This is a genomic window from Flavobacterium sp. AK-301, from assembly GCF_058310215.1.
This window is the reverse complement of sequence record NZ_JBZEES010000006.1, coordinates 44,290-68,962: the sequence shown is the minus strand read 5'-3', so window position 1 is coordinate 68,962 and position 24,673 is coordinate 44,290. Positions and strand designations below refer to the sequence as shown.

The window sequence follows — 24,673 nt, the reverse complement described above, 5'->3', positions numbered from 1 at the left end:
AATGGAAAACACTATAAAGGAAGGGAAAAATTATGCTGCTATCAGCTATATTACTCTGATTGGTACTATAACTGCAATTATCATGAATAATGAAAAGAAAAATCCTTTTGCTTCTTTTCATATCCGTCAGGCTTTAGGGATTTTTTTATTATTTATGGCTTTAGGATATCCCATTGGATATTTTGATAGTTGGATGATCTCTTCTGCATTATGGGTCTTTATATTTATCTTATGGATTTATGGATTTATCGGAGCTTTACAGGGCGAAATGCGATCTGTTCCAATAGTAGGTAATTTATTTCAGAAAATATTTAAAAGTTTATAAAAATGGATCTGTCTCTGTTTCATCTGGTCAAAGAACCTAAAATAAAAAAGGATAAAAATCCTCTATTACTGTTACTTCACGGATACGGAAGCAATGAAGAGGATTTGTTCTCTTTTGCTTCTGAACTACCGGAGCAATACTATGTAATTTCTGCTCGTGCACCTTATCCCCTGCCTCCTTACGGAAATGCATGGTATGCTATTAATTTTGATGCAGATCAAAATAAATTCTCAGATAATGAACAGGCAATCCAATCCAGAGATCTGATCGTTTCTTTTCTTGATGAACTAATTAAAAACTACCCAATTGATTCGGACGACATTACTTTAGTGGGCTTCAGTCAGGGAAGTATTTTAAGTTATTCAATAGCCTTATCTTATCCTGAAAAAATAAAACGAGTTATTGCTTTAAGTGGCTACTTGAATCACGATCTGATAACCCCAAACTTTCAGAAAAACAATTTCAGTAATTTAAAAATGTTTATTTCTCATGGAACAGCCGATCAGGTAATTCCGATAGACTGGGCGAGACAGGCTCCTGAACAGTTAAAGAAACTAGGTATTACTGTCACTTATAAAGAATATCCTATCGGACACGGCGTGTCTCCTCAGAATTTTTATGATTTTAAAAACTGGCTGGAAGGAAAGTGATCGTTTTTAGAGAAAAGAAGAAAGAAACAAGAGTATTCTAGTTCTCAGTATCAGTTTTCAGAACTATCAATTATCAACTGACTGATATTCCAAATTAATTGATTAAATACCTAACAGGTTAAAAAAACCTGTTAGGATATCATAATAAAGGTCAGGAGACCTTTTAACACTCCTACAAAGTTGAAAACTTTGCAGAGTAATATTCAGTATTCAAAACTATCACCCAAGCGATAGCGAACGGACGAAGTAATTATCAACTGTAAATTATCAACTAAAAATCAGTCTTCTAATTTGTCGTCTCCTGTTTCTTTTTTCTCAACAGCATCTGCGGCGGTATATTTCACAATGTCACCCTTTTTTACTACATATCCTTTTGTAGTAGTCAGAGACCAGTCCTTATTGCTATAAGGTTTTTCTTTTGATTCTCTTTCCAGAATAATAGATTCTTTTTCTTCGGGAACAAATAATTCTGCCCTGTCTCCTTTTTCTTCAAAAATAACAAAGGCACTTAATGTGGCATCTGCCAGATTTTCTACTCCGGCAGGATTCAATCGAAATCCTTCTTCAAAAACCCGAACACATTTATTCAACACAACTGACCATGTGTAACCTGCAGAGCCTACACATCCATGCTCATCTCTATCCGCTCCTAAAACTACTTTATTTTCTATTGATTCTAAATTCTTATTTGAACCTGTATTTTTACACGATACCGCCACAATTCCAATTATGACAAATAAAAATATTTTTCTCATAGTATTACTATTTAATTCAATATTAGGGTACTAATTTATTAAATAATATAGTACAAATTATGCTTTTGGATAAATAATCGACTCTACTGTTTCAAAACTATAAGTACCATCATTATTTATGAAATATTTAATTATCACTTCACCCCAAAGTTCTCCGTTACTAAAATCAGCAATAATCCAGCGATGGTTCAAAAACTTAATTTTATTGATCAGAAAGCTCTTTCCGTTAACCGGATCATAAGATGTCAAATAATTCCCTTCTGCTTTTTCATTATAGGAAAGTATCTCATCCTTAATTTTTGACATCAGAATATTACTGTCCTTTATTCCATTATTATCCAAATACTCTAAAGCATTTTCACTGGTTTCGAGTGAAAAATAATTAGCATCTGCCAGACTCTCTCTCAGCTGAGCTACAGTATCATTTCTGGAAGCCAATTTTTCTTTTAGATGATTGTATCGTTCCGTTTCAAAATTCAATTTCTTAGTACTGTACATCATCTGAAAAAAATTCACCAGAAGAGATAGAACAAAAAGGTATAAAAATGCTTTTTTCATGGGTTGATCTAGTTTAAGTATTAAATTATTATTTCAAGGTTATCATAAGCTAAAAACACATTTGACGGTAACGTTTTCTGTACTTCTTCATGAAAACCCATCAAATGGCTTATATGCGTTAAATAGGCTTTTTTTGGTTTTACCAAAGCAATAAAATCAAGAGCTTCCTGTAAACTGAAATGCGTATTATGTGGCTCTTCTCTTAAAGCATTTACTACTAAAACTTTAAGTTCTTTTAATTTCCTGATTTCCTTTGGTGAAACAGTCTTTACATCTGTCAGATAAGCAAAATCCTCTATTCTGTATCCAAAAACCTGTAAATCTCCATGCATCACATTAATTGGAATTACGGATTTATTCCCCAATACAAAAGGTTTATTATTGACCACTTCATGTACTGCTACAGAAGGAGCTCCGGGATATTTATCTTCGACTTTGAAAATATAGTCAAAACGTCTTTTCAATGATTTCAGAACTCGTTTATGCAGATAGACCGAAATGTCAGCTCTCTGTTTAAAATAAAAAGGGCGAATATCATCCAGTCCTGCTGTATGATCTGCATGTTCATGAGTAAACAAAATTCCATCTAATTTTGGACATTGAGAAACAAGCATCTGTTGTCTGAAATCCGGTCCACAGTCAATCACATAAGAATAATTATTCCAGGTAATCCAGACAGAAACCCTGAGTCTCTTATCTTTCATATCTGTACTTTTACAAACAGAATGATTACTGCCGATAACCGGAATTCCTTGCGAGGTTCCTGTTCCCAAAAAATATACTTTCATAACTGTATTTCAGTATTTTACTAAAAAGATACATTAAAAAAACGGAATAAACTCTTAACTATTGTAGTTATACAATTCAGTAAATCAAATTTAGTTAATGTTTTACAAAAATAGAATTATTTATCTTTTGTTTAGCCCCCTATTTTGTTAACTTTGTAAAGTATTATTACTACTATGGAAAGAATGGAAACAGAGATTACACTTAAGGGAGATAGAGTTATTAAACAAATCCCTTCGATTAAAGACAAAGCCCTACGAATCAATTTAAATCAAAATATATATGGCACCTTTGCTGAAATTGGTGCAGGACAGGAAACAGTAAGACACTTTTTCAGAGCCGGACGTTCTTCCGGAACAATTGCAAAAGCGATGTCTGCCTATGATAAGGATTTCAGTGATGCTATTTACGGAATTGAAAATGACGGAAGATATGTTACTGAATCCCGTCTAAAAAAAATGCTGACACATGAGGTACAGCTAGTTGAAGAAAGATTACAAAGGGAAAAACATCCGAGTAAATTCTTTTTCAGTTTTGCTAATACAGTGGCAACTATTGACTTTGCCAAACAATATAAAGGTCACGGCTGGGTTGGTATTAAATATCAGGTTGAACCAGATGAAGATTATAATGAGATTATTCTGCATATTCAATTCAAAGAAACAGATACGAAGCTACAACAGGAGACTTTAGGGAAACTTGGAGTGAATCTGATCTATGGCGCTTATTATAAATACAATGATCCTAAAAAACTATTACGCTGCCTGTATGACCATATAGATAAAGACCAATTGGAAATTGACACCATCAACTTTTCCGGACCCCGGTTTGCAAATGTAGATAATCGTCTGATGAGTTTACAATTAGTAAAAAACGGTATGACAGATGCTGTAATGTTCGGACCTGACGGTAAAAATATTCTTCCTGCTGCTATTCTTTACAAAAAAAACCTATTAGCCCTCAGAGGTAGTTTCCGACCGGTTACAAAGGTTAATATGGATATGTTCGAGAAATCGTATGAAATGTTTCTGCACGAAAACAAAGTAGATAAAGATAATACACTTGTTGTTTTTGAAATTACATTATCTAACCTTCGTATGGATGGTGAAATTGACGAAAGAGACTTTATGGACAGAGCGGAACTGCTTTGTGCCTTGGGACAAACTGTAATGATCTCTAACTTTCAGGAATATTATAAAGTAGTTGAGTACTTCTCTAATTATACAAAAGCCCGTATGGGATTAGCAATGGGAGTAAGTAACCTGATCGATATATTTGATGAAAAATACTATCGCCATTTAAGTGGTGGTATCTTAGAAGCTTTTGGTAAACTATTCTACAGAGACCTGAAAGTATTCCTGTACCCTATGAAAGATGAGAATGGAGAAATCATTACTTCAAAAAATCTAAAAGTACACCCAAGAATGAAAGAACTTTACAAGTTCTTTAAATTCAACGGAAAAGTAATAGACATAGAAGATTTTATTCCGGATACTCTGGATGTATTCTCCAGAGAGGTTTTAAAAATGATTAACAAAGGAAAACCGGGATGGGAAGAAATGCTTCCTCTGGGAATAGCAGAATTGATTAAAAAAGACCGATTATTCGGTTATGATCCTGAAAAGTTTTCAAAAAAATAAAATAAAAAACCTGAACTGATGTTCAGGTTTTTTTATACTCTTTTTTAATCTAAAATTATAATTTATCGGCACATCTTTATAACTTCCAGTAGAGCAAAGATGTTTTATCTGCGTTATTTCCAGGACGACTTTTCAATACCCATGCAAGATTATTATCTAAATGCGATATTTTAAAATAAACCTTATCTCCTTTTTTACCTGATACAGTAAGGTTAATAGAATAAGTAACAACGCCTACATCCCCTCTTACAATTACTATTTCAGCAATATCATATACTTTAGAGCCTACCCAAGCAGAAATATAATGAGAATCCGAACTTCCTGCACTTCCTTTACTAATCGGCCCATATAATCTGAAAGAAAAAACATAAGCTCCATCATCCGAAAGTATTATATCGGTTGATGCTGGAGAGCCCCATTTAAGTACTGTTCCTTTATCGCCATTAGCTGATCCTCTTGCTACTGTAACGTTTTCCGATAAATCTAAAACAGAAGACTGCGACAATACTCTTTGATGTTTTCTTAATACGCCTTTTTGAGAAATTTTTAAATCATAATAAGAAGAGTTAATATCATCTATAGGGTTAAAAGGATCTGTTGTAAGCTGTATTCCTTCTAATATTAAAGGATCTTCTTTATCTTCAGCTTTCAGATGTAAACGAGATTGAATTGAATTTTCAGTACTAAATTGGCTATAGCCTCCTAACCCCACTCTACCACGAATATATTGATTATCAGTAGTGGTAGCCGATTGTGCCAAAGTCCCTTCTTTTAGCCAATCTATAACTTTTTGTAAAGGAATCCATTTCATATTATTCCAATAATAATATCCCGGTATAATAATATTAAGCCCTACTCCTGAACTACTAGTATTATACACTATGAGTCCTTCTACAGGATTTTTAATAGTTGTCATATCATTAACATCTGTAAGTGATACAGAAGGTAACAAAACCCCTTTTGCCACACCTTCTTTATTTCTTATATCCAAAATAGCCGAATCATGTGGAGAAAGAGTATTAATACCTACACTACCCTGACCAAAACCAATAAAACCATATATCAACAAAAACAGCAAAAATTTATTTTGCTTAAATACATTACAACAATAAAGATTGTTACTTTTATAAAACATATATTAAATCGTTTTAAGAAATTACTTCCGTTTTATTTTTTTAGAATCAATGAGCTAAATACGTTTAAAAAAATAAAAAATAAAAAGGAGTTATAAGGAGTCACCTTGATAAAAAAATATCTACAAAACGAAACATAACCTATCTTTTATGAGTAGTCAATTAACTTAGCTATGATTATGATAAAAAAGTATTAATTTCTATAAACAATAAGCAATGTCTCAACCTTTAGCAATTATATCAAAAATAATAATCTCAGAAGAAGCATATAAAAAATATTTGAGGAGTAAATACATAAAATCTCTTACGGAATGTATGTTCTCTTGTATAAGAAAAAAATCAAAAGATTTTTATATTTTTCAGTATAACAAAAAAGAACAAAGTCTTTACTGCTTCATCTACTTTCACTATGGAGATAGAGAATATTTAACTGTAACTCCCGAATTCGGAGCATTATATGGTATAGAATCTTTTCTTGATGAAAACAGTAAAGGATATCTTGCAGGTACACTTGACTCCGCAAATTTAAATCAGGAGGATTTTCATTATATATATATCATTCAGAATAAAACATTAAAAAAAGAAAACATTCTGCCTGAAGCAGATTATAAACAATTTCTAAAAGATGCTGACAAGTATTTTTACAAAAAAATAGATTCTCCTTTTTATATCAAAATTTTCAATTCTCGCATCGTTGAAACGTCAATAACAAAAAAAATAAAAGTATTACAAAAAAAACATTATCAGGATCAACTGAAGAACAATCTAGATAAAGCAACCATCTATCAGCCTATTCATTTTTTTGAGAACTATTTTTATAATGGCATCTGCCTCTATTCTCCTTATCAAGGAACTGTTTCTCTATCTGAAATCGATCCGAAAGAATTCAGACAAACACCTTATGGTGGAGCCGACAGAAATCATGTTGTTGTTGGAAATAAAGTAATACAAACTAACCCAGAACATTTCAAATTATTATATAAAGGAGAATCTACCGTCTATTACATTTCTGAATCAGCTGTTCTTGATATTGATTTTTCAGTTATACCAAATGCTGACCCTAAAACCTTCAAACTTATTACGGAATATCATGCGGTTGATAAAAACTATATTTATTTTTTAGGACAACAAATTGATAAAAAAGATATTGGTAAATTTAGTATTTACAACAAGGGTTATTTTTTCGACTATATAATATTGAAAGGAGAACAAGCTATATATCTTGGTGAAAATAAACTTGAAGTAGATGCTGCCAGTTTTGAAATTATTGAACTTATTGAAGACATGCCCTCTCTTGGAGTGTATAAAGCAATTTTCTTGTTAGTTGCAAAAGATAAAGATGGAATGTTTGTACTTTACGGAAAACCAGATGAGAAAGGAATTCATTCCCATGTTATTCTATTAAGAAACATAAACATACCTCTTTTTATAGCAGATGAAAAAAAGAATTTAGAAAATATATCCAAAGAAAGAGAAAAAAAGAATAATGAAAAAGAAATACCTTCATACAACAAAGAGAATTATTCTTATTTTGAATCTTATACTAATTGGGCTGAAAAATATTTTGAAGAAACCTATGAACAACAGAAATATGATAACTATTTTTATATTGGAATAAATAACTATTTCTACTCTGCTTTTCAATTGTATTTACAAGATAAAAAAAACACTTATTTACATGCTATTTTAAATCTATATACAAAGATAGAAAACACAGCCTGGATCAATCCTCATTTATTCCACCATACTGCATGTGCCTACGCTGCATTAGGAAAAACAGAAAACGCTGTGGATGAAGTAAGAAAAGCGCTTGTATACTCCTATACCTCAATCGAAAAAATATGGACAGATGAAGATCTAAATTCCATACGATCTAATGAAAAATTTATAACTCTTCATAACCTCTATAAAGAATTCATAGAATCTTCCAGTTTAAAATGCTCTCTGGAATCCTTAAAAGCTTTAAGTCTCCTTCCGGAAACAAATACAGAAAGTAAATTATATGATCAAATAGAAAAGATTAGAGGTTCTGTTTTTTATAATACTGATCTTCCCTATTTAGATGCTTTTCCAGTAACATTCAATAATAAACAAGAAAGAAAAGCGATGGAAGAGTACAAATCATTGTTAATAGAACAGTTTCAACTTTTTTTTAGTAAAGAACATCCAAATTATCATCACTTTAAAATCTATAATCGTTATATAAATGATAATGGTTTTATGACTCTAATCTCTCCTCTACTGCATTTTAAATATTTGAAAAAACAATTTGAATCTGCTCATTCACGAACGCATTATTCATCAAAAGAGCTGTCAAAATGCGCTATAATAATAAAACATATTGAAAATACTATTAAAAACATAACAAATAACGAGGAGAAAAAAGACATAACTGAACAACTAAATAATTCAGACCTCTTTAAAATCATGGGAATCCAATTATCTTAATTGACAGCATAAAAAAATGTTCTGAAATTCTTTCAGAACATTTTTATTTTAGATTTTATCTAGAGTTTCACGAGTCAGCTCCCCAACAATTCTAGGATTCCAAAAATCGGAGAAAGAAGCTAATTTTTCTGCTATTATAACCTTTTTCATATTTATTCATTTTAATTTTTTCTACTCTCTATCCTAAAATCTGGGCAGTATGCTCTTTTGTTTTTACTTTAGTAATTATATCTTCAATAACCCCTTTATCATCAATAATAAAAGTCGTTCTGTGAATCCCGTCATATTCCTTACCCATAAATTTTTTAGGTCCCCAGACACCAAAGGCATTAATTATTTCTTTCTTTTCATCTGCTATTAAAGGAAATGGGAAACTATATTTTTCTTTAAATTTTGCCTGTGCTTTTTGTGCATCTGCGCTCACACCTAACAATTCATAATTATTATTCTGAAAACGCTCATAATTATCTCTCAGATCGCAAGCTTCTGCTGTACAACCCGGTGTATTTGCTTTCGGATAAAAAAAAACAACTATTTTTTTTCCTCTATAATCTACTAAACTATGTTTATTTCCATCCTGATCAATTCCTGAAAAATTAGGTGCCTTGTCCCCTTTTTTTAATGTAGTCATAAGTGTATATTTGTTTGTACTAAAAATAGTAAAATGAATAAAGAAGAAAAAGTCAAATTTGTTATAAATACGTTAAAGGATATTTATCCTAAAATATTGGTTCCATTAGATCATAAAGATCCCTATACTTTATTAATTGCCGTTTTATTATCTGCACAAAGTACGGATGTAAGAGTGAACCAAATTACACCTTTATTATTTGCAAAAGCAGATAATCCTTATGATATGATCAAAATGTCTGTAGAAGAAATTCGTGAGATCATTAAACCGGTTGGACTGTCCCCGATGAAATCAAAAGGAATATATGGATTATCACATATCCTTATTGACAAATATGACGGTCAGGTTCCCAAAACATATGAAGGACTAGAAGAGTTACCGGCAGTGGGGCATAAAACAGCCAGTGTGGTTATGTCACAGGCTTTCGGTATCCCTGCTTTTCCTGTTGATACTCATATTCACCGTCTGATGTACAGATGGAACTTAAGCAACGGAAAGAATGTGGTACAGACAGAACGCGACGCCAAAAGATTATTTCCGGAAGAATTATGGAACGAACTTCATCTTCAGATTATTTGGTACGGCAGACAGTATTCTCCTGCCAGAGGATGGAATATGGATAAAGATATTATCACAAAAACAATTGGTAGAAAAAGTGTTCTTGATGCTTATTATAAAAAACATCCCGACATTATAGTATAATATCGGGATGTTTTTATCAGTTCGAAATAATTTCAAGAGTCATCACTCCTATTTTAGCATAAGATAATGCTTTTGAATAACTTAATAAAAAAGAAACTGTCTCTTTTTTAGGACGCATCTTGCTGTTTTTCAGTGATTTATTAGAGTAATTTTTTGCCATACCTTTTTTTAGAAATGTTTATATTATATATAACGCTAAAAAAAGGAAAATAGTATACTAATCCAGTAAAACTATATTATGTTTATCAATTATCTTTCTTAGATTCATCAAAGCATAACGCATTCTTCCTAAAGCTGTGTTAATACTTACCCCTGTCATTTCTGATATTTCTTTAAAACTAAGATCCTGATATACTCTCATAACTAATACTTCTTTCTGATCGTCAGGTAATTGCTCAATCAATTTCTGTAAATCATTTTCTATTTGTGTAGTAATAATCTGAGATTCTATATTAGGTGAATTATCAGTCATAATAGAAAATATAGAGAACTCTTCCGTTTCTCTGTATAGTGGCATTTTTTTTGTTCTTCTGAAATGATCAATGATAAGATTATGAGAAATTCTCATAACCCACGGTAAAAACTTACCTTCTTCGTTATAGGCTTTTTGTTTTAAAGTCTTTATAACTTTAATAAAAGTATCCTGAAAAATATCATCAGAAATATCTCTGTCTAATACTTTTGAATATATAAAACCATAAATCTTGGATTCGTGTCTTTCAATTAGTTTTGACAAAGCAGATTCATTACCTGCTACATAGTCTTTAACCAGCTCAGCGTCTGTAATAACAACATTCACCATAAAAATACTTTATTAGTTTTTTAGTATAAATTAAATTCTGTTCTAAATAAAGTAATGTTATGGTATAGGCTTAGTCCTTTTTTATTGTTATTAGGTAGCAAATATAATATATATATTGTAAAAAACAAATAAAACTTAATTTTTTAACTGTTTTTACGAAATTATATCCGTAATACTATTCAATTATTACAAATAACGTATTGTTAAAAAATACATAATGGAAAATTAAGAGTTTGTATCACCTTGATTTTATGATAGGTCATCTACTTAATTCACAGCAATTAAATGATAAATCATTATCTTTGTATTTACCGAATTTTTACTATGAAAACTGATATTACAACACTTGATCCAAAGAAAAATATAATAATAAAAGGAGCTCAGATCCATAACCTTAAAAATATAGATGTAGCTATCCCCCGTAACAAACTGGTAGTCATTACCGGACTTTCCGGATCAGGAAAATCAAGTCTGGCCTTTGATACATTATATGCAGAAGGACAACGTAGATATGTGGAAAGTTTATCTTCCTATGCCAGACAATTCCTTGGCAGATTAGACAAACCAAAAGTAGATTATATTAAAGGTATCGCTCCTGCAATTGCTATTGAACAGAAAGTAAACACAACAAATGCCCGCTCAACAGTGGGAACTTCAACGGAGATTTATGATTATCTAAAGTTACTTTTTGCCAGAGTAGGAAAAACATTTTCTCCTGTATCAGGTCAGGAAGTTAAAAAAAACACCGTTTCGGATGTTATTTCAGTTGTAAAATCTTTTGAACCTGAAAGCAAATGGCTTTTAATCGCTCCTATAATCCTTGAAAAGGACAGAACACTCACAGAAAAATTAAATGTACTGTTACAACAAGGATATTCAAGAGTTCTTGTCAATAATGAAATGATACGTATTGATGAATGGGATGAGAAAAAATATAAAGACAAAGACACCTTTCTTATAATAGACCGAATCATTGTTAAAGAAGAGGAAGAATTCTATAATCGTCTTGCAGACGCTATACAGACCGCTTTCTTTGAAGGAAAAGGTATCTGTTATTTACAGGAACTAAACTCCGAAAAAAAATACTCTTTCAGCAATAACTTTGAACTGGACGGAATTACATTTTTAGAACCTAACGTTCATCTTTTCACTTTTAACAATCCTTATGGAGCCTGTCCCGCATGTGAGGGATATGGAAATATCATCGGAATCGATTCTGAACTGGTCGTTCCCAATACTGCTTTATCTATTTATGAAAATGCAGTCTTTCCATGGAGAGGAGAATCGATGAGCTGGTTCAGAGATCAGCTGGTTAATAATGCTTATAAGTTTGATTTCCCAATCCACAAACCTTTCTTTGAACTGACAGAGGAACAAAAGGAACTAATCTGGAAAGGAAACGAATATTTTACAGGACTTGATGCTTTTTTTGAGGAACTGGAAACTAAAAACTACAAAATACAGAACAGAGTAATGCTTTCGAGATATCGAGGCAAAACAAAATGTACTCTTTGTAAGGGTAAGCGTTTAAGAATTGAGGCCTCTTATGTAAAAATAGAAGGGAAAACAATTACATATCTGGTAGATCTGCCAATTAAAAAACTAGTTCAGTTCTTTGATTCCGTGAATCTATCCGAGTATGATCTGAAAGTAGCGAAACGATTATTGTTAGAGATCACCAACCGACTTTCTTTTCTTACTGAGGTTGGATTAGATTACTTAACACTAAACCGAAATTCGGCAACTCTTTCAGGAGGTGAATCCCAGAGGATCAATTTAGCAACCTCATTAGGAAGCAGCCTTGTCGGTTCCATGTATATTCTGGATGAACCGAGTATTGGTCTGCATCCAAAAGATACGGAACGTCTGATTGTTGTTCTGAAATCCCTTCGTGATCTGGGAAATACGGTTATTGTAGTAGAACATGATGAGGATATCATGAAAGCAGCAGATATGATTATCGATATAGGTCCCGAAGCGGGAACCTTTGGTGGCGAATTAGTAGCACAGGGGGATTTTAATGCAATTCTAAAATCCGATTCACTTACTGCAAAATACCTGAACGGAGAATTGGAAATCGCTGTTCCGAAAGAAAGAAGAAACAGTAAAAGTTTTATTGAGATTATAGGAGCACGAGAAAACAATTTAAAAAACGTCTCTGTTAAGTTCCCTTTAGAAGCTTTAACGGTAATAACCGGTGTTTCGGGAAGCGGAAAAAGTACTTTGGTCAAAAAAATCCTTTTCCCTGCCATGCAGAAAAAATTAGACGGCATAGGAGAAAAAGCGGGTCAGTTTACGGAAATGAAAGGTGATTTTTCAAAAATAAAACATATTGAATATATCGACCAGAACCCAATAGGAAGAAGTTCTCGTTCTAATCCCGTAACCTATATTAAGGCTTATGACGATATTCGCGACCTGTTCTCAAAACAAAAGCTTTCTAAAATGAGAAACTACCAGCCTAAACATTTCTCTTTTAATGTCGATGGCGGACGTTGTGAGACCTGTAAGGGAGAAGGAACCGTAACTATTGAAATGCAGTTCATGGCAGATGTTCACTTACTTTGTGAAACCTGCGGAGGAAAACGATTTAAAAAAGAAATTCTTGAAGTGAGTTTTGAAGGAAAAAACATTGATGATATCTTAACGATGACCATTGATGATGCTGTTGCCTTTTTCTCTACTCACAAACAAACTAAAATAACACAGAAACTACAACCTTTACAGGATGTAGGTTTAGGGTATGTACAATTAGGTCAGTCCTCCTCTACTCTTTCCGGCGGAGAGGCACAACGTATTAAATTAGCTTCTTTTCTGGTAAAAGGAACTACTAAAGACAAAACCTTATTCGTGTTTGATGAGCCTACAACGGGTTTACACTTTCATGATATTCAAAAATTACTGACTTCTTTCTATGCTTTACTGGATAAAGGACATTCTATAATTGTTATTGAACACAATTTAGATCTGATTAAATGTGCGGATTATATTATTGATCTGGGACCGGAAGGAGGAGAAAACGGAGGATATATATTAGCGGAAGGTACTCCTGAAATGGTTGCAAAAGATAAAAAATCAATTACCGGTGCTTATCTGAAAGAGAAACTGTAAAACCACAAAAATCCTTTTAAGCAGATTTGTGAAATAAATTTTATTATTTCAGTTCCAGTGAAATACAACTTCATCGGAATTTTTATTTCAATCGGATATAAAGCTTATTCAATATCTGATTAATCTCTGTAGAAATCGTAAACTTATAATTCAGATAAATGTAGCTCACCTGCTGACACGAGCAAAAGGACTCTTCGTTACGAACACAGATTGCAAATCTGCACAATCTTTATATAGTTTTACTGTAGTCACGAGCGAGACGCTCGCGCTAGGATTATCGGATTTATTCTTTTAAATCAAGTAATCTAACGATCAAATAATCGGGTATAGAGTTTATTTAGTATCTGATTGATCTCTATGGAAATAGTAAACTTATAATTCAGATAAACATAACACAAGGTTATCAAAATTGATTTTAAAGTAATACTGATGATCGGATGAAAAGAGAAATCCCAAAAATAGAACACCAGAAAAATTACGGTTATTATCCCGAATGATTTAAAAGTATTTTCTGAAAAAGGGTATAAATGCATCTTTCTGACCACAAAAAACAATTTCACGGTATTATATACTATCACGGAAAGAAGTGTCGCCAGAGCAGAACCTTCGATACCATATAACGGAATAAAGATCATATTAAGTAATATCATCAGAAAAACCAGTAATAAACCAAATAATAATACGGCTCTATAGTATTTTGAATTGAATATGATTGCATTATTATTTCCGAGAATAACATCATAGAACTTTGATAACCCAATTAGAAAAACGACTAAAAGTCCACCGCTGTATTCTGACGGAATCAACAGATAAAGTTCTTTTATATTCAGAAAAATATACAGCATAATCAGCCCTCCGACAACTTGTAAATTGATTGCGCTCTTTTTATAAAGTACATTCAGCTCTTCAAACTTATTCTCTCCCATTAATTTAGCGGTAATAGGATATATAATCTGATGCATCGCCCTGCTTGGAACCGCAATAACGGTAGCAATATAGATCGCTACGGAATATAATGCGTTATTACCAATATCAATATAGGCAGGAATCATTACTTTATCAAATTCTAATAGTGAAACGGCTACACTTCCGGATAAAATTATAAAAGTGGAATAACCAAAGATTTCATAAGCATTATCAGGCAGTTTAAAACGAATAACAGGCAGTTTAACATACATCGCAAAAGCCATCATGGCAACCATCTGTAAAAAATAAACAACTGCCAGTGCATAAATAAAAGCATCTTTTCCCATCCATTGTAAATACACGGCAAACAACAATAAAAGGATCAGTACCCGAACTAATACTTCATTAATAAAGTTGCCAAAAACAGACTGCATATGTACTTTTACCCAGGCATAATAGATTTCAAAATACCCCATAAACAGCCCTATAACTGGTATCAGCCAAATAAACGGTTCTATAACGGGATTTTTATCTGATAAATAAAAAGCGATCTGATGATAGAAAAAAATGGTAATTAAACTGATCGGAATAATCAGAATTAAGGGCATGAACAACATAAAACTAAGAAATCGTTCTCTCTCTTTTTCTGTTTTACATTTTGAATAAAAACGAACTAAGGTATTATGTACACCAAAAGCCATTAAGGGCATCATAATCGTGGAAGCTGATAATACGTAAGAAACAATTCCGTAATGTGTCTTACCCAGAAAATTGGTATATAAGAACAATGCATTCACGGCACCAATTCCAAAGCCAAAATAGGTAACTATAGTGTTTTTAATGGATTGATTAACAACAATTCCCATTTGATCGTTTTAATATATTAGCCAGCTTTTCTGTTATTTTTTTTCTGCTGTAATGTTGAAGACCAACGGCGTGTGACTGTAATTTTCCTTCTAAATAATCCTGATAATACTTTAATATTGTTTCTTTTAATTTCTCTTTTTCAAGATAAGTAACAAAAACACCTGTATTAGTAGACTGTATTATTTCTGCAAAATCAGACTCTTCCGGACCTAATCCGATAATGGGACGTTCTGACACCATGTATTCAAACAGTTTACCAGGAATGATACTTCTTGTTTCTTCTGAATCTATTTCAATCAGCAGTAATACCTGAGAACATCTTTGCTGTTGTACTGCTTCTTTATGGGAAAGATAACCTATATTGTTTAAATAACGATGTAATTTGAACTCTTTTACAGCATCTAGTACTTCCTGACTTACTGCACCAATTAATTTTAATTCAAAATTCTTTTTAAATCCGGGAACATCTTTTATCAGTTCTTTGAGACATTTCCATAAAATTCTCGGATTTCTTTCTGATAGAAAAGAACCGATATGGGCTAAAGTGAATTTTTCGTCTAATGGTAGTTTCTGCACTTTTTCGACATCGAATCCATTGGTAAGAACTTCTATAGGTTTATTAGTAATTACTTCAAATTCTGATTTTGTGGTCTTACTGGTCACCAGAATCACGTCAGCCGTCTGCAATACCTCTTTTTCTAAAGCTTTATGTTTTTGCTGTACGGAAACAGATAGTTTCAGTTCTTTATGGTAACCGATGGTAGTCCATGGATCACGAAAATCAGCTATCCACTGTAAATTTAGTTTATTTTTTAACTGTAATCCTATCAGGTGCAGGCTATGCGGAGGACCGGAAGTGATCACGGTATCTATTCCATTTTCTAAAATATAGTTACTGAGATAAGATACGGATGGTTTTATCCATAAAACCCGGGCATCAGGAATAAAAAGATTCCCTCTCACCCAGAGTAACAATCGGTCTATGGAAGACTGTTTTCTTTTATGCGGAATAATTCCGGAACTGATTTTTTTTGTTCTCTTTTTAAAAAACAAAGAAGCCAGCCCATAAGGTTCTTTTATTTTTTTTCTGATAATGGTTACTTTATCATTTACTTCTTCAAGTAATCCTTCATCAAGTATAGGATAAGTAGGATTATCAGGAATATAAACAATCGGCTCTATATCAAAATCCGGTAAATATTTCACAAATTTCAGCCATCTCTGTACGCCGGGTCCTCCTGCCGGAGGCCAATAGTACGTAATTATAAGCACTTTCTTTTTCATTTTTATCTTTATTCAGTTGCTTAATTCTAATCGTTTGAAATTATATTACCTTAACTTTTATTTTTTTCTTCTTTCCAAAAGGATACCTCCAACAAATAGTAACAACATTCCAACAGAACTTGCTAAAGCGATCGAACTACCGGTTTTGATGACTTGTGGTTCAAATTTAAATTCTATTGCATGTTTCCCTGCCGGAATAACTAATGCTCTTAGTACGTAATCTACTCTGAAATGAGATACTTTATTGCCGTCAATATAAGCATTCCAGCCATTTTTATAATATGTTTCGGAAAAAACTGCTACTCCTTCGTGAGCATTATTGCTTGTATATTTTAAATAATTCGGCTTATAATTTTTTAGAGTGATCGTTGCTGAACTGTCTTTAACAAAAGTAGTTGCACCAGCTTTAAATCGGGAACCGAATTCTATAGTATTTACAATTGCTATATTTTTAGTATCCAGACTGTCCAGAACTTTCATCTCTTCATCTGCTGAATTCACAAACTGAAGTTCTTTTACAAACCAGGCATTGCCATTCACATTAGGATTCTGAGTCGGAACAGCCTTCCCTTCCTCATTGTTCTGAATAATGTATTTTACATTCAACATGTCTAAAACTTCCATATTATTCTTCGCCAATTGGTAATCAAATAACTGCTGAATTCTTCTTGGCTTTGCTGCATGATATCCTCCTAAAGAGCTATGGAAATAAGAACTTCTTGCATTTGATAAACCTTCATTTACATTAAAAACTCTGTAATGTGTGGTGTCTTTTAATATATAGTTATCTATTTCTGTCGGCTGAAAAGGTCTGTCAACTTCGGAAGCGTTTACAAAACTTTTACTGTCCACATAATTCTTATCGATTAGAACCAGATCGGAAACCATTAAAACTCCTACAATAATAACAGCTGTTATCTGAGTGAATTTATCTTTAATGAATAACCACAGAACACCGGCTGTAACCAGTATCAGGAATCCCGAACGCAATAGATCTGATGTATATAAAGCTTCTCTGTCCAATTTTAAAGCTCTTACAAATTCAGGTCCGTAATTTTGAATAAAATAAGCATCATTACTTCCTGAAAAACTAAAGAACCCTTTGATTATAAAAAGGAAAACTATTATTCCTAAACCAACGGCTCCTGATTTCCATAATGTATTCCATTGTGCTTCTTTATCTAATTTAAAGAAAGAATATAATCCCATAACTGCTAGAACAGGAACGCATAATTCCAGTATCACCTGAATGGAAGATACGGCTCTGAACTTATTATACATTGGGAAATAATCGATAAACAGATTGGTTAGTACAGGGAAATTTTTTCCCCAGGAAAGCATTAAAGATATAACAGCGCCAACTAAAAAAACATATTTTATTTTTCTTTTTTCTGCAAATAAAGCCATTATAAACAAAAAGAAAACAACGGCACCAATATAAGCAGGAGCAGCAACAATAGGCTGATCTCCCCAATAGGTAGGCATGCTTTTTACTATTTCATTTGCCTGAACTGCCGATACTCCCTGTGAAACGATAAATTCATACATATTGGAATCCGATCCTAAGCTTTCGTGATTGGATCCTCCAAAAAGTCTTGGAGCAATCAAATTCAGTGACTCTGCAATACCATAACTGTATTCTGTAATATATTCGTAAGTCATCGCACTGTTAGAAGTCATTTTTGTACCGTCCGGATTAAAGGTCAGTTCGCTTTTACTTCTAGTACTTTCTTTAGCATATTCTGAGGTCGCCAATAAATTTGTGGCATTTGCTCCAACAGCTAAAATTGCTGCAACAACAAATATTCCTAATGAACAAAAAAGTGTTTTATATTCCTTATCCTTAATAAAGTTAACTATAAAGTAAGCTCCGATTACTAACAGTAATAACAACAAATAAAAGGTCATCTGAAAGTGATTAGCACTAATTTCAAGAGCTGCTGCAAACATAGTGAGCAAACCTCCGACTATAAACCGTTTCTGAAAAACAAGAATTACACCTGAAATAATCAAAGGCATATAAGCAATTGCGTGTGCTTTTGCGTTATGCCCTACTCCTAAAATGATAATTAAATAAGTAGAAAAACCAAAAGCTAAAGCCCCAATAAAGGCTTTTAGAGGGTCTATTTTTAAAACAGACAAAAGGATATAGAATCCTATAAAATACAAAAACAGATAATCGGCAGGTCTTGGCAGAAAACGTATCGCTCCGTCAATCGCTTTAATATAATTGTGTGGATAATTTGCTCCTAACTGATAAGTAGGCATACCTCCAAAGGCGGAATCCGTCCAATAAGGTTCTGAGTTTTCAAGTTTTCTAAAATCGTTCTGCTCTTTTGCCATTCCGGTATATTGTACAATATCGGACTGAAATATTTTTTTACCCTGAAGAACCGGATAAAAGTAAATTAAGGATACTAATATAAATCCAAGAATAGCCAAAGCATGTGGATAGAACCTATTTATTATATTCATATAGGACAGATTTTTAAAACAAATAAAATTAGAAAGTGTGAAGATAACTATTTCCCTAAACCTATAAGTAGAAACCTGTTAAAAAATTAATCGATTTCTTCATAATCCACATATTCTCCGACCTTTTTAGTTTCCCTTGGTCTGTCAAATTTCGATTTATTTTTATAAATATCTGATTCTGTATTTTGTTGCTGATTATGCTGTTCTCTAAAGTTACTCTCTGCTTTTTTCACAATATTCTGAAAAATCACAGGGGCAAAAATTCTGAACAGAATTTTAAACGCATAATAAATAAAAACAAGAATAAATATTGTCTTTATAAAACCTGTAAATGAAGCTGCCTGCATTTTGATACTATTTTTTAATACTAATATTTTGTCAAATTTAATGAATTGAAATTTGAAAATTAAACGATCTTTCATAAATAAATAATAAAATATAGTACTTTTGGATTCTATTAGTATCTAATTCAGGAAGAAATATGTCAAAACTACACTGTATAGTTGTGTTATTTATGCTATTTACAACTACGTCCCACTATGCCCAATTTACTGATGTTATCAATTCTAACAGACCGGGAGCCTCAATGTCTGCCTTTTCTGTAGGAAAAGCGGTTTTCCAGACAGAAGCCGGCATCTACGGTATCAAAGAATCTCATGATGTGCTCAATTATGATGCTAACGGGTTGGGTCTTGAACTCTCTTTACGATATGGTGCATTTTTAGAACAACTGGAATTTATTGTAGATATGCAGTATCAGTTCGATAAATATACATCTCCACTGAACAACGTAAACAGAAACGACTTTAAAAATACAACTATAGGGGCAAAATATTTAGTATTTGATCCTTTTAAAAACCAGGAGGAAAAAGTCAATATTTACAGTTGGAAAGCCAATCGGAAATTTAAATTAAAAAACCTGATTCCTGCTGTGGCTGTATATGTGGGAGCTAATTTAAATATAGGAGACAATACCTATACTTTCCCTTCTGAACCGTCATTCAGCCCAAAAGTAATGGTAATGACTCAAAGCCATTTTCTGGGAAAATGGGTATTTGTAACTAACATTATCGCTGATAAAATCGGTACGGATTATCCAAGTTATGGCTATATCATAACGTTAACCAGAGGGTTTAATGAAAGATGGTCCGGTTTTGCAGAAAATCAGGGCTATAAAAGTGACTACTATTCTGATGCTATTTTCAGAATGGGTGCCGCTTATCTAATTCAGGAAAACTTACAGATAGATGCTTCGATTAGTAAAAACATAAAAAATACCCCTGATATACTTTATGGCGGTATTGGTGTTTCATGGCGATTTGATAAAAATCATAAAGATACTCTGATCGAAGTAAATAAAAAAAATCGCAAAGAATTAGAGAAATTAAAGAAAGAACAGAGCAGAATCGATCTGATTGAAAATCCAATAGAAAACCCGATAGAGAAACAATCAGACAGTTTAAATGACGAATTAGAAGACAATCAAATAGATAACAAAAATAAAGCTCCTAAAGAAAGAATAAACGAAGGATTTAATTAAGGATAAAATAGATAAAACAAGAAGAAATAAATGATCACAATTAAAGAAGCAAAATCTAAAAAGGAGCTATTAACCTATGTGAAATTTCCTTTTTCCTTATACAAAAATAATCCTTACTGGGTACCCTCTCTTATTAATGATGAACTGGAAACTTTTGATAAAACAAAAAATCCTGCTTTTGAGAATGCTGAAGCTCAATTCTATATTGCCTACAAAGACAACGTTGTTGTTGGGCGAATTGCTGCTATCATTAACTGGGAAGAAGTAAATAATCAGAAAAAAAGAAAAGTACGCTTTGGTTGGTTCGATGTTATTGATGATATAGAAGTAACTAAAGCTCTGTTGGATAAAGTATATGAACTGGGGCGAAAAAACAATTTAGAATATGTAGAAGGTCCAATGGGATTCTCTAATCTGGATAAAGTCGGAGTACAGACAGAAGGGTTTGAAGAACTCGGAACCATGATTACCTGGTACAATTATCCTTATTATAAAACTCATCTGGAGGAATTAGGCTATGTAAAAGAAAAGGAATATATCGAAAGTAGATTTTCTTTTAATAACGTAGACCCTTCTATTTTCTTAAAGGCAAATGAACTGATCAAAAAAAGATATAACCTGACCTCTCTTAACTTTACTTCTACGAAAGAAGTAATGCCATATGTAGATAAAATGTTTGATCTGTTTAATAAATCTTATGCTAACTTATCTTCATTTGTTGCAATTTCGGAAGTGCAGAAAGAATACTTTAAGAAAAAATACATCAGCTTTATCAACCCTGAATATATAAAATTCATAGAAGACAAGGATCATAATATGATCGCTTTTAGTATTGTAATGCCCTCTTTTTCTAAAGCTTTACAAAAAACAAACGGAAAACTGTTCCCTTTCGGTTTTATCCATATGCTAAAAGCCAGAAAACAAAGTAAAGATGTTATTTTCTATCTAATCGGAATAGATCCGGAATATCAGAATAAAGGTGTTACTGCCATTGTTTTTAACGATTACTACCACACCTTCAAAGATAAAAATATAGAGAACTGTTTCAGAACTCCGGAACTGGAAGAAAATATAGCCATCCAGAATATGTGGAAACATTTTGACCCGGTTATCTATAAAAGAAGAAGAACATATCGTAAAGACCTGTGAATTTATACTTTTTTAGAAGAAAGCTGTAAAGTATTCAGTTTACAGTCTCAGTTCACAGTATCTGGAAAAACTTTGTGGCTCTGCTCTGCGAAGTTTTCAGCTTCGTAGGTGTAAGATACAGTCTCCTAATCGATATTTAAAAAGGTCTTTGAATTTACGGTTTTTAGGAAATACGATTTACGATATGAAATTTTAGCAACTATACGCTCCTCCTCCTGCAAGGTCTTTTTTTTGACCTTGTAGGTATGATTACAATTCACGATATAGAATATTAGATATACGATTTAATTTAAATGGATATATCTATTTAAACAAAAAAAGCTGTACTTCAATTGAAGTACAGCTTTTTTTAATATCAGACAATCAGACTACTATATCGTAAATCTCTTAATTCTTGTCCCTTTCTTCTTTCCTCTAAATATTGGAAATCCTATTTATCCATATCAACGGTAACCGCTTCAGAGATTTTTTTATAGGTTCCGTCTTCTAATTTTGATCGAATCGCTTCAAAAGCAGCTAATGTTTCATTAATATCTTCCATTGTATGTACTGCTGTAGGAATTAATCTTAACAGAATCAATCCTTTTGGAATAACAGGATATACAACAATAGAACAGAAAATACCGTAATTTTCACGCAAATCATTCACTAAAGCCATAGCTTCCGGAATGCTTCCGTTTAAATATACAGGAGTAACACAGGTATTTGTACTACCGATATTAAAACCTCTTTCTTTTAGCCCGTTTTGTAAAGCGTTTACGTTCTCCCAAAGTTTATCTTTTAGCTCCGGCATAGTACGTAACATATCTAAACGTTTTAAAGCTCCTTGTACTAATAACATTGGTAAAGATTTAGCAAACATCTGAGAACGCAGATTATATTTCAAATAGTCTATAATCTCTTTATCAGCTGCAAGGAAAGCTCCGATACTTGCCATAGATTTTGCAAATGTTGCAAAATAAACGTCAATTCCATCCTGAATTCCTTGTTCTTCACCTGCTCCGGCTCCTGTTTTACCAAGGGTACCAAAACCATGTGCATCATCTACTAATAAACGGAAATTATATTTCTTTTTTAAAGCAACAATTTCTTTTAATTTCCCTTGCTCTCCACGCATTCCAAAAACACCTTCGGTAATCACAAGAATACCTCCACCGTTTATTTCAGCCATGTTAGTCGCTCTTTCAAGGTTTTTCTCTAAACTCTCAATATCATTATGCTGATACGTGAAACGTTTTCCCATATGTAAACGTACTCCATCAATAATACAGGCGTGAGCATCAACATCATATACAATAACATCATTTTTAGTAACCAGAGCATCGATTGCCGATACCATTCCCTGATAACCGAAATTCAATAAATAAGCAGCTTCTTTTTGTACAAAAGCAGCTAATTCATTTTGTAACTGCTCATGCAGTGTAGTATGTCCAGACATCATTCTTGCTCCCATTGGGTAAGCGGAGCCATAATCTGCCGCTGCCTGTGCATCTACTTTTCTTACTTCCGGATGATTTGCTAAACCCAGGTAATCATTAATACTCCACGTAATAACATCTTTTCCCTGAAATGACATTCTGTTTGAAATAGGTCCATCTAATTTTGGAAACACATAATACCCTTCAGCTTGAGAAGCCCATTTTCCTAGAGGTCCTTTATTTTTTTGAATTCTTTCGAATAAATCTTTTACCATAAAATACGATTGTAAAGTTTGGATGTTTATATAAACGTGCCAAAATTAATTATTTATTCATTCTAATCATAATTTTTCGAGAATAGATTCTCAATTCTACATTTACAAAAATGACAATTCTTTAATTTTAAATTACAATCTCTTCCTTTATCCATTTTTAAAACAAAAAAAAACTTATATAACTGAACACAAACAAATTATAATTGATTAATAATTATTTTACTGAAATATTCAAAAGAGGAACTTATTAAATATAATATCACTATTCCGGAGTATAAAAATAATCTCTTTTCAAATAAATCTCTCTAAAGAATCTTTTTGAATTGAATTTAATAGGTATATTTATACCTTATAAATTAACGTAATTTTTCTTTGCTACTTCATCAGAAAAAAAATCCATTTAACTAACAAAATAAATGACAAATCAAAATAAAATCCAGGAACTAAAACTGGCTGTCCTTATAGATGCAGACAATGTTCCGTACAGCAATGTGAGAGGTATGATGGAAGAAATTGCTAAATTCGGCACTCCCACTACTAAAAGGATTTATGGAGACTGGACCTCTCTTCCTGATAAAGGATGGAAAAGTGTTTTACTGCAACACGCCATAACTCCAATACAACAATACAGCTACACAACCGGTAAAAATTCCACTGACTCCGCCATGATCATTGATGCAATGGACTTGCTATATTCAGGTAAGGTAGATGGATTCTGTATTGTTTCAAGTGATAGTGATTTTACCCGACTGGCTATTCGTTTACGGGAATCCGGAATGAAAGTAATCGGAATGGGAGAGAAAAAAACACCTAATCCTTTTATTGTTGCCTGTGACCGTTTCATTTATATTGAGGTGATAGAGGGTGCTAAAAAAGCTTCCGGCAAACAGTCTTCAGACCCGATAAAAAAGGAAGATAAATCACTTAATAAAATCGACAACAAAACTATTGTGCTAATCTCTGATTCTATTGAAGATATTGCTGATGATGGCGGATGGGCTTATTTAGGTGATGTAGGAAATCTAATCGTAAAAAAGAGACCTGAATTTGACCCCAGAAACTATGGTTTCAGTAAACTCACTCCTCTATTAAAATCACTAACAAACATTTTAGAAATAGATGAAAGGGAACTAGACGGCAAAAGAATTAAACATGTCTATGTGAGATTGAAAAATTAAATAACTGAAAGATTTAAAAAGGATTTAAAAATTGAAAGAT

21 protein-coding genes are annotated in these 24,673 nt (G+C 32.5%); 9 read left to right on the top strand and 12 right to left on the bottom strand.

The genetic code is table 11. The features are described from left to right. Position 1 precedes the first annotated feature (1 nt). On the top strand, positions 2-325 hold the full coding sequence (locus AC4FQX_RS10190; RefSeq protein ID WP_491167586.1) for a DUF4870 domain-containing protein: 324 nt from the start codon (positions 2-4) through the stop codon (positions 323-325). Between the two features lie 2 nt (positions 326-327). Next, positions 328-975 carry an alpha/beta hydrolase gene (locus AC4FQX_RS10185; RefSeq protein WP_491167585.1) on the top strand — a complete coding sequence of 216 codons (648 nt, stop codon included), beginning with the start codon at positions 328-330 and terminating at the stop codon, positions 973-975. A 278-nt stretch (positions 976-1,253) separates the two neighbouring features. On the opposite strand, the gene AC4FQX_RS10180 is transcribed toward AC4FQX_RS10185, so the two are convergent. From AC4FQX_RS10180 to AC4FQX_RS10170, 3 genes are read right to left on the bottom strand one after another with little or no spacing between them, the layout of a single operon-like run. Further along, positions 1,254-1,730 (bottom strand): hypothetical protein, encoded by a 477-nt coding sequence (locus AC4FQX_RS10180; protein ID WP_491167584.1) that lies wholly within the window; start codon positions 1,728-1,730, stop codon positions 1,254-1,256. Between the two features lie 57 nt (positions 1,731-1,787). Continuing rightward, the gene (locus tag AC4FQX_RS10175; protein ID WP_491167583.1) at positions 1,788-2,288 is read right to left on the bottom strand and encodes a hypothetical protein; all 501 of its coding nucleotides are present in this window, start codon (positions 2,286-2,288) and stop codon (positions 1,788-1,790) included. A gap of 20 nt (positions 2,289-2,308) precedes the next feature. Continuing rightward, the gene (locus AC4FQX_RS10170) at positions 2,309-3,076 is read right to left on the bottom strand and encodes an MBL fold metallo-hydrolase (RefSeq protein ID WP_491167582.1); all 768 of its coding nucleotides are present in this window, start codon (positions 3,074-3,076) and stop codon (positions 2,309-2,311) included. A gap of 183 nt (positions 3,077-3,259) precedes the next feature. On the opposite strand from AC4FQX_RS10170, the gene AC4FQX_RS10165 reads away from it, so the two are divergent. Continuing rightward, positions 3,260-4,714 (top strand): TonB-dependent receptor, encoded by a 1,455-nt coding sequence (locus AC4FQX_RS10165; RefSeq protein ID WP_491167662.1) that lies wholly within the window; start codon positions 3,260-3,262, stop codon positions 4,712-4,714. Between the two features lie 76 nt (positions 4,715-4,790). Here the strand turns inward: AC4FQX_RS10165 and AC4FQX_RS10160 are convergent, their stop codons facing one another. Next, positions 4,791-5,849 carry a phage tail-like protein gene (locus AC4FQX_RS10160; RefSeq protein ID WP_491167581.1) on the bottom strand — a complete coding sequence of 353 codons (1,059 nt, stop codon included), beginning with the start codon at positions 5,847-5,849 and terminating at the stop codon, positions 4,791-4,793. A 214-nt stretch (positions 5,850-6,063) separates the two neighbouring features. Between AC4FQX_RS10160 and AC4FQX_RS10155 the strand changes: the two genes are divergently transcribed. Then, positions 6,064-8,295: a TPR end-of-group domain-containing protein gene (locus tag AC4FQX_RS10155; RefSeq protein ID WP_491167580.1), complete on the top strand. Its 2,232-nt coding sequence runs from the start codon at positions 6,064-6,066 to the stop codon at positions 8,293-8,295. A gap of 178 nt (positions 8,296-8,473) precedes the next feature. On the opposite strand, the gene bcp is transcribed toward AC4FQX_RS10155, so the two are convergent. After that, entirely contained in the window at positions 8,474-8,926 is a 453-nt protein-coding gene (bcp, locus tag AC4FQX_RS10150; protein WP_491167579.1) for a thioredoxin-dependent thiol peroxidase, read from the bottom strand. A gap of 33 nt (positions 8,927-8,959) precedes the next feature. Here bcp and AC4FQX_RS10145 point away from each other — a divergent pair, with 33 nt between their 5' ends. Then, complete coding sequence (locus AC4FQX_RS10145) at positions 8,960-9,628, top strand: endonuclease III domain-containing protein (RefSeq protein ID WP_491167578.1); 669 nt, start codon at positions 8,960-8,962, stop codon at positions 9,626-9,628. 16 nt (positions 9,629-9,644) lie between these two features. On the opposite strand, the gene AC4FQX_RS10140 is transcribed toward AC4FQX_RS10145, so the two are convergent. Both AC4FQX_RS10140 and AC4FQX_RS10135 read right to left on the bottom strand, forming a co-directional pair. Continuing rightward, the gene (locus AC4FQX_RS10140; RefSeq protein WP_491167577.1) at positions 9,645-9,788 is read right to left on the bottom strand and encodes a hypothetical protein; all 144 of its coding nucleotides are present in this window, start codon (positions 9,786-9,788) and stop codon (positions 9,645-9,647) included. 57 nt (positions 9,789-9,845) lie between these two features. Beyond that, positions 9,846-10,430 carry an RNA polymerase sigma factor gene (locus AC4FQX_RS10135; protein ID WP_491167576.1) on the bottom strand — a complete coding sequence of 195 codons (585 nt, stop codon included), beginning with the start codon at positions 10,428-10,430 and terminating at the stop codon, positions 9,846-9,848. Between the two features lie 324 nt (positions 10,431-10,754). Between AC4FQX_RS10135 and uvrA the strand changes: the two genes are divergently transcribed. Further along, a complete protein-coding gene (gene uvrA / locus AC4FQX_RS10130) occupies positions 10,755-13,541 on the top strand; it encodes an excinuclease ABC subunit UvrA (RefSeq protein ID WP_491167575.1) in 2,787 nt (928 codons plus the stop codon). 305 nt (positions 13,542-13,846) lie between these two features. On the opposite strand, the gene AC4FQX_RS10125 is transcribed toward uvrA, so the two are convergent. The 4 genes from AC4FQX_RS10125 to AC4FQX_RS10110 all read right to left on the bottom strand — a co-directional run bounded on the left by AC4FQX_RS10125 (position 13,847) and on the right by AC4FQX_RS10110 (position 19,495). Further along, positions 13,847-15,313 (bottom strand): oligosaccharide flippase family protein, encoded by a 1,467-nt coding sequence (locus AC4FQX_RS10125; RefSeq protein WP_491167574.1) that lies wholly within the window; start codon positions 15,311-15,313, stop codon positions 13,847-13,849. Further along, positions 15,297-16,598 (bottom strand): glycosyltransferase family 4 protein, encoded by a 1,302-nt coding sequence (locus AC4FQX_RS10120; protein ID WP_491167573.1) that lies wholly within the window; start codon positions 16,596-16,598, stop codon positions 15,297-15,299. Before AC4FQX_RS10120 ends, AC4FQX_RS10125 begins: the two co-directional genes overlap by 17 nt. Positions 16,599-16,655: 57 nt before the next feature. Beyond that, positions 16,656-19,073: a YfhO family protein gene (locus tag AC4FQX_RS10115; RefSeq protein WP_491167572.1), complete on the bottom strand. Its 2,418-nt coding sequence runs from the start codon at positions 19,071-19,073 to the stop codon at positions 16,656-16,658. Between the two features lie 86 nt (positions 19,074-19,159). Continuing rightward, entirely contained in the window at positions 19,160-19,495 is a 336-nt protein-coding gene (locus AC4FQX_RS10110; protein WP_491167571.1) for a DUF4834 domain-containing protein, read from the bottom strand. Positions 19,496-19,554: 59 nt separating this feature from the next. Between AC4FQX_RS10110 and AC4FQX_RS10105 the strand changes: the two genes are divergently transcribed. Together AC4FQX_RS10105 and AC4FQX_RS10100 are read left to right on the top strand one after the other, a co-directional pair. Next, on the top strand, positions 19,555-20,613 hold the full coding sequence (locus tag AC4FQX_RS10105; RefSeq protein ID WP_491167570.1) for a transporter: 1,059 nt from the start codon (positions 19,555-19,557) through the stop codon (positions 20,611-20,613). A 30-nt stretch (positions 20,614-20,643) separates the two neighbouring features. After that, entirely contained in the window at positions 20,644-21,762 is a 1,119-nt protein-coding gene (locus tag AC4FQX_RS10100) for a GTP cyclohydrolase (RefSeq protein WP_491167569.1), read from the top strand. 430 nt (positions 21,763-22,192) lie between these two features. Here AC4FQX_RS10100 and capB read toward each other — a convergent pair whose 3' ends face one another. Then, the gene (gene capB, locus AC4FQX_RS10095; protein WP_491167568.1) at positions 22,193-23,455 is read right to left on the bottom strand and encodes a cysteate-C-fatty acyltransferase; all 1,263 of its coding nucleotides are present in this window, start codon (positions 23,453-23,455) and stop codon (positions 22,193-22,195) included. Positions 23,456-23,871: 416 nt separating this feature from the next. Here capB and AC4FQX_RS10090 point away from each other — a divergent pair, with 416 nt between their 5' ends. Next, complete coding sequence (locus tag AC4FQX_RS10090) at positions 23,872-24,633, top strand: NYN domain-containing protein (protein WP_491167567.1); 762 nt, start codon at positions 23,872-23,874, stop codon at positions 24,631-24,633. Positions 24,634-24,673 lie beyond the last annotated feature (40 nt).

What these genes read in the sequence shown, in the direction of transcription:
- bcp (WP_491167579.1), bottom strand. Translation starts at nt 8,926, where the DNA reads ATGACTACATTAAAAAAAGGGGACAAGGCACCTAATTTTTCAGGAATT.
- AC4FQX_RS10135 (WP_491167576.1), bottom strand. Translation starts at nt 10,430, where the DNA reads ATGGTGAATGTTGTTATTACAGACGCTGAGCTGGTTAAAGACTATGTA.
- AC4FQX_RS10170 (WP_491167582.1), bottom strand. Translation starts at nt 3,076, where the DNA reads ATGAAAGTATATTTTTTGGGAACAGGAACCTCGCAAGGAATTCCGGTT.
- AC4FQX_RS10110 (WP_491167571.1), bottom strand. Translation starts at nt 19,495, where the DNA reads ATGAAAGATCGTTTAATTTTCAAATTTCAATTCATTAAATTTGACAAA.
- AC4FQX_RS10125 (WP_491167574.1), bottom strand. Translation starts at nt 15,313, where the DNA reads ATGGGAATTGTTGTTAATCAATCCATTAAAAACACTATAGTTACCTAT.
- AC4FQX_RS10100 (WP_491167569.1), top strand. Translation starts at nt 20,644, where the DNA reads ATGATCACAATTAAAGAAGCAAAATCTAAAAAGGAGCTATTAACCTAT.
- AC4FQX_RS10180 (WP_491167584.1), bottom strand. Translation starts at nt 1,730, where the DNA reads ATGAGAAAAATATTTTTATTTGTCATAATTGGAATTGTGGCGGTATCG.
- AC4FQX_RS10190 (WP_491167586.1), top strand. Translation starts at nt 2, where the DNA reads ATGGAAAACACTATAAAGGAAGGGAAAAATTATGCTGCTATCAGCTAT.
- AC4FQX_RS10185 (WP_491167585.1), top strand. Translation starts at nt 328, where the DNA reads ATGGATCTGTCTCTGTTTCATCTGGTCAAAGAACCTAAAATAAAAAAG.
- AC4FQX_RS10105 (WP_491167570.1), top strand. Translation starts at nt 19,555, where the DNA reads ATGTCAAAACTACACTGTATAGTTGTGTTATTTATGCTATTTACAACT.
- AC4FQX_RS10155 (WP_491167580.1), top strand. Translation starts at nt 6,064, where the DNA reads ATGTCTCAACCTTTAGCAATTATATCAAAAATAATAATCTCAGAAGAA.
- AC4FQX_RS10120 (WP_491167573.1), bottom strand. Translation starts at nt 16,598, where the DNA reads ATGAAAAAGAAAGTGCTTATAATTACGTACTATTGGCCTCCGGCAGGA.
- AC4FQX_RS10160 (WP_491167581.1), bottom strand. Translation starts at nt 5,849, where the DNA reads ATGTTTTATAAAAGTAACAATCTTTATTGTTGTAATGTATTTAAGCAA.
- AC4FQX_RS10175 (WP_491167583.1), bottom strand. Translation starts at nt 2,288, where the DNA reads ATGAAAAAAGCATTTTTATACCTTTTTGTTCTATCTCTTCTGGTGAAT.
- AC4FQX_RS10090 (WP_491167567.1), top strand. Translation starts at nt 23,872, where the DNA reads ATGACAAATCAAAATAAAATCCAGGAACTAAAACTGGCTGTCCTTATA.
- uvrA (WP_491167575.1), top strand. Translation starts at nt 10,755, where the DNA reads ATGAAAACTGATATTACAACACTTGATCCAAAGAAAAATATAATAATA.
- AC4FQX_RS10165 (WP_491167662.1), top strand. Translation starts at nt 3,260, where the DNA reads ATGGAAACAGAGATTACACTTAAGGGAGATAGAGTTATTAAACAAATC.
- AC4FQX_RS10145 (WP_491167578.1), top strand. Translation starts at nt 8,960, where the DNA reads ATGAATAAAGAAGAAAAAGTCAAATTTGTTATAAATACGTTAAAGGAT.
- AC4FQX_RS10115 (WP_491167572.1), bottom strand. Translation starts at nt 19,073, where the DNA reads ATGAATATAATAAATAGGTTCTATCCACATGCTTTGGCTATTCTTGGA.
- AC4FQX_RS10140 (WP_491167577.1), bottom strand. Translation starts at nt 9,788, where the DNA reads ATGGCAAAAAATTACTCTAATAAATCACTGAAAAACAGCAAGATGCGT.
- capB (WP_491167568.1), bottom strand. Translation starts at nt 23,455, where the DNA reads ATGGTAAAAGATTTATTCGAAAGAATTCAAAAAAATAAAGGACCTCTA.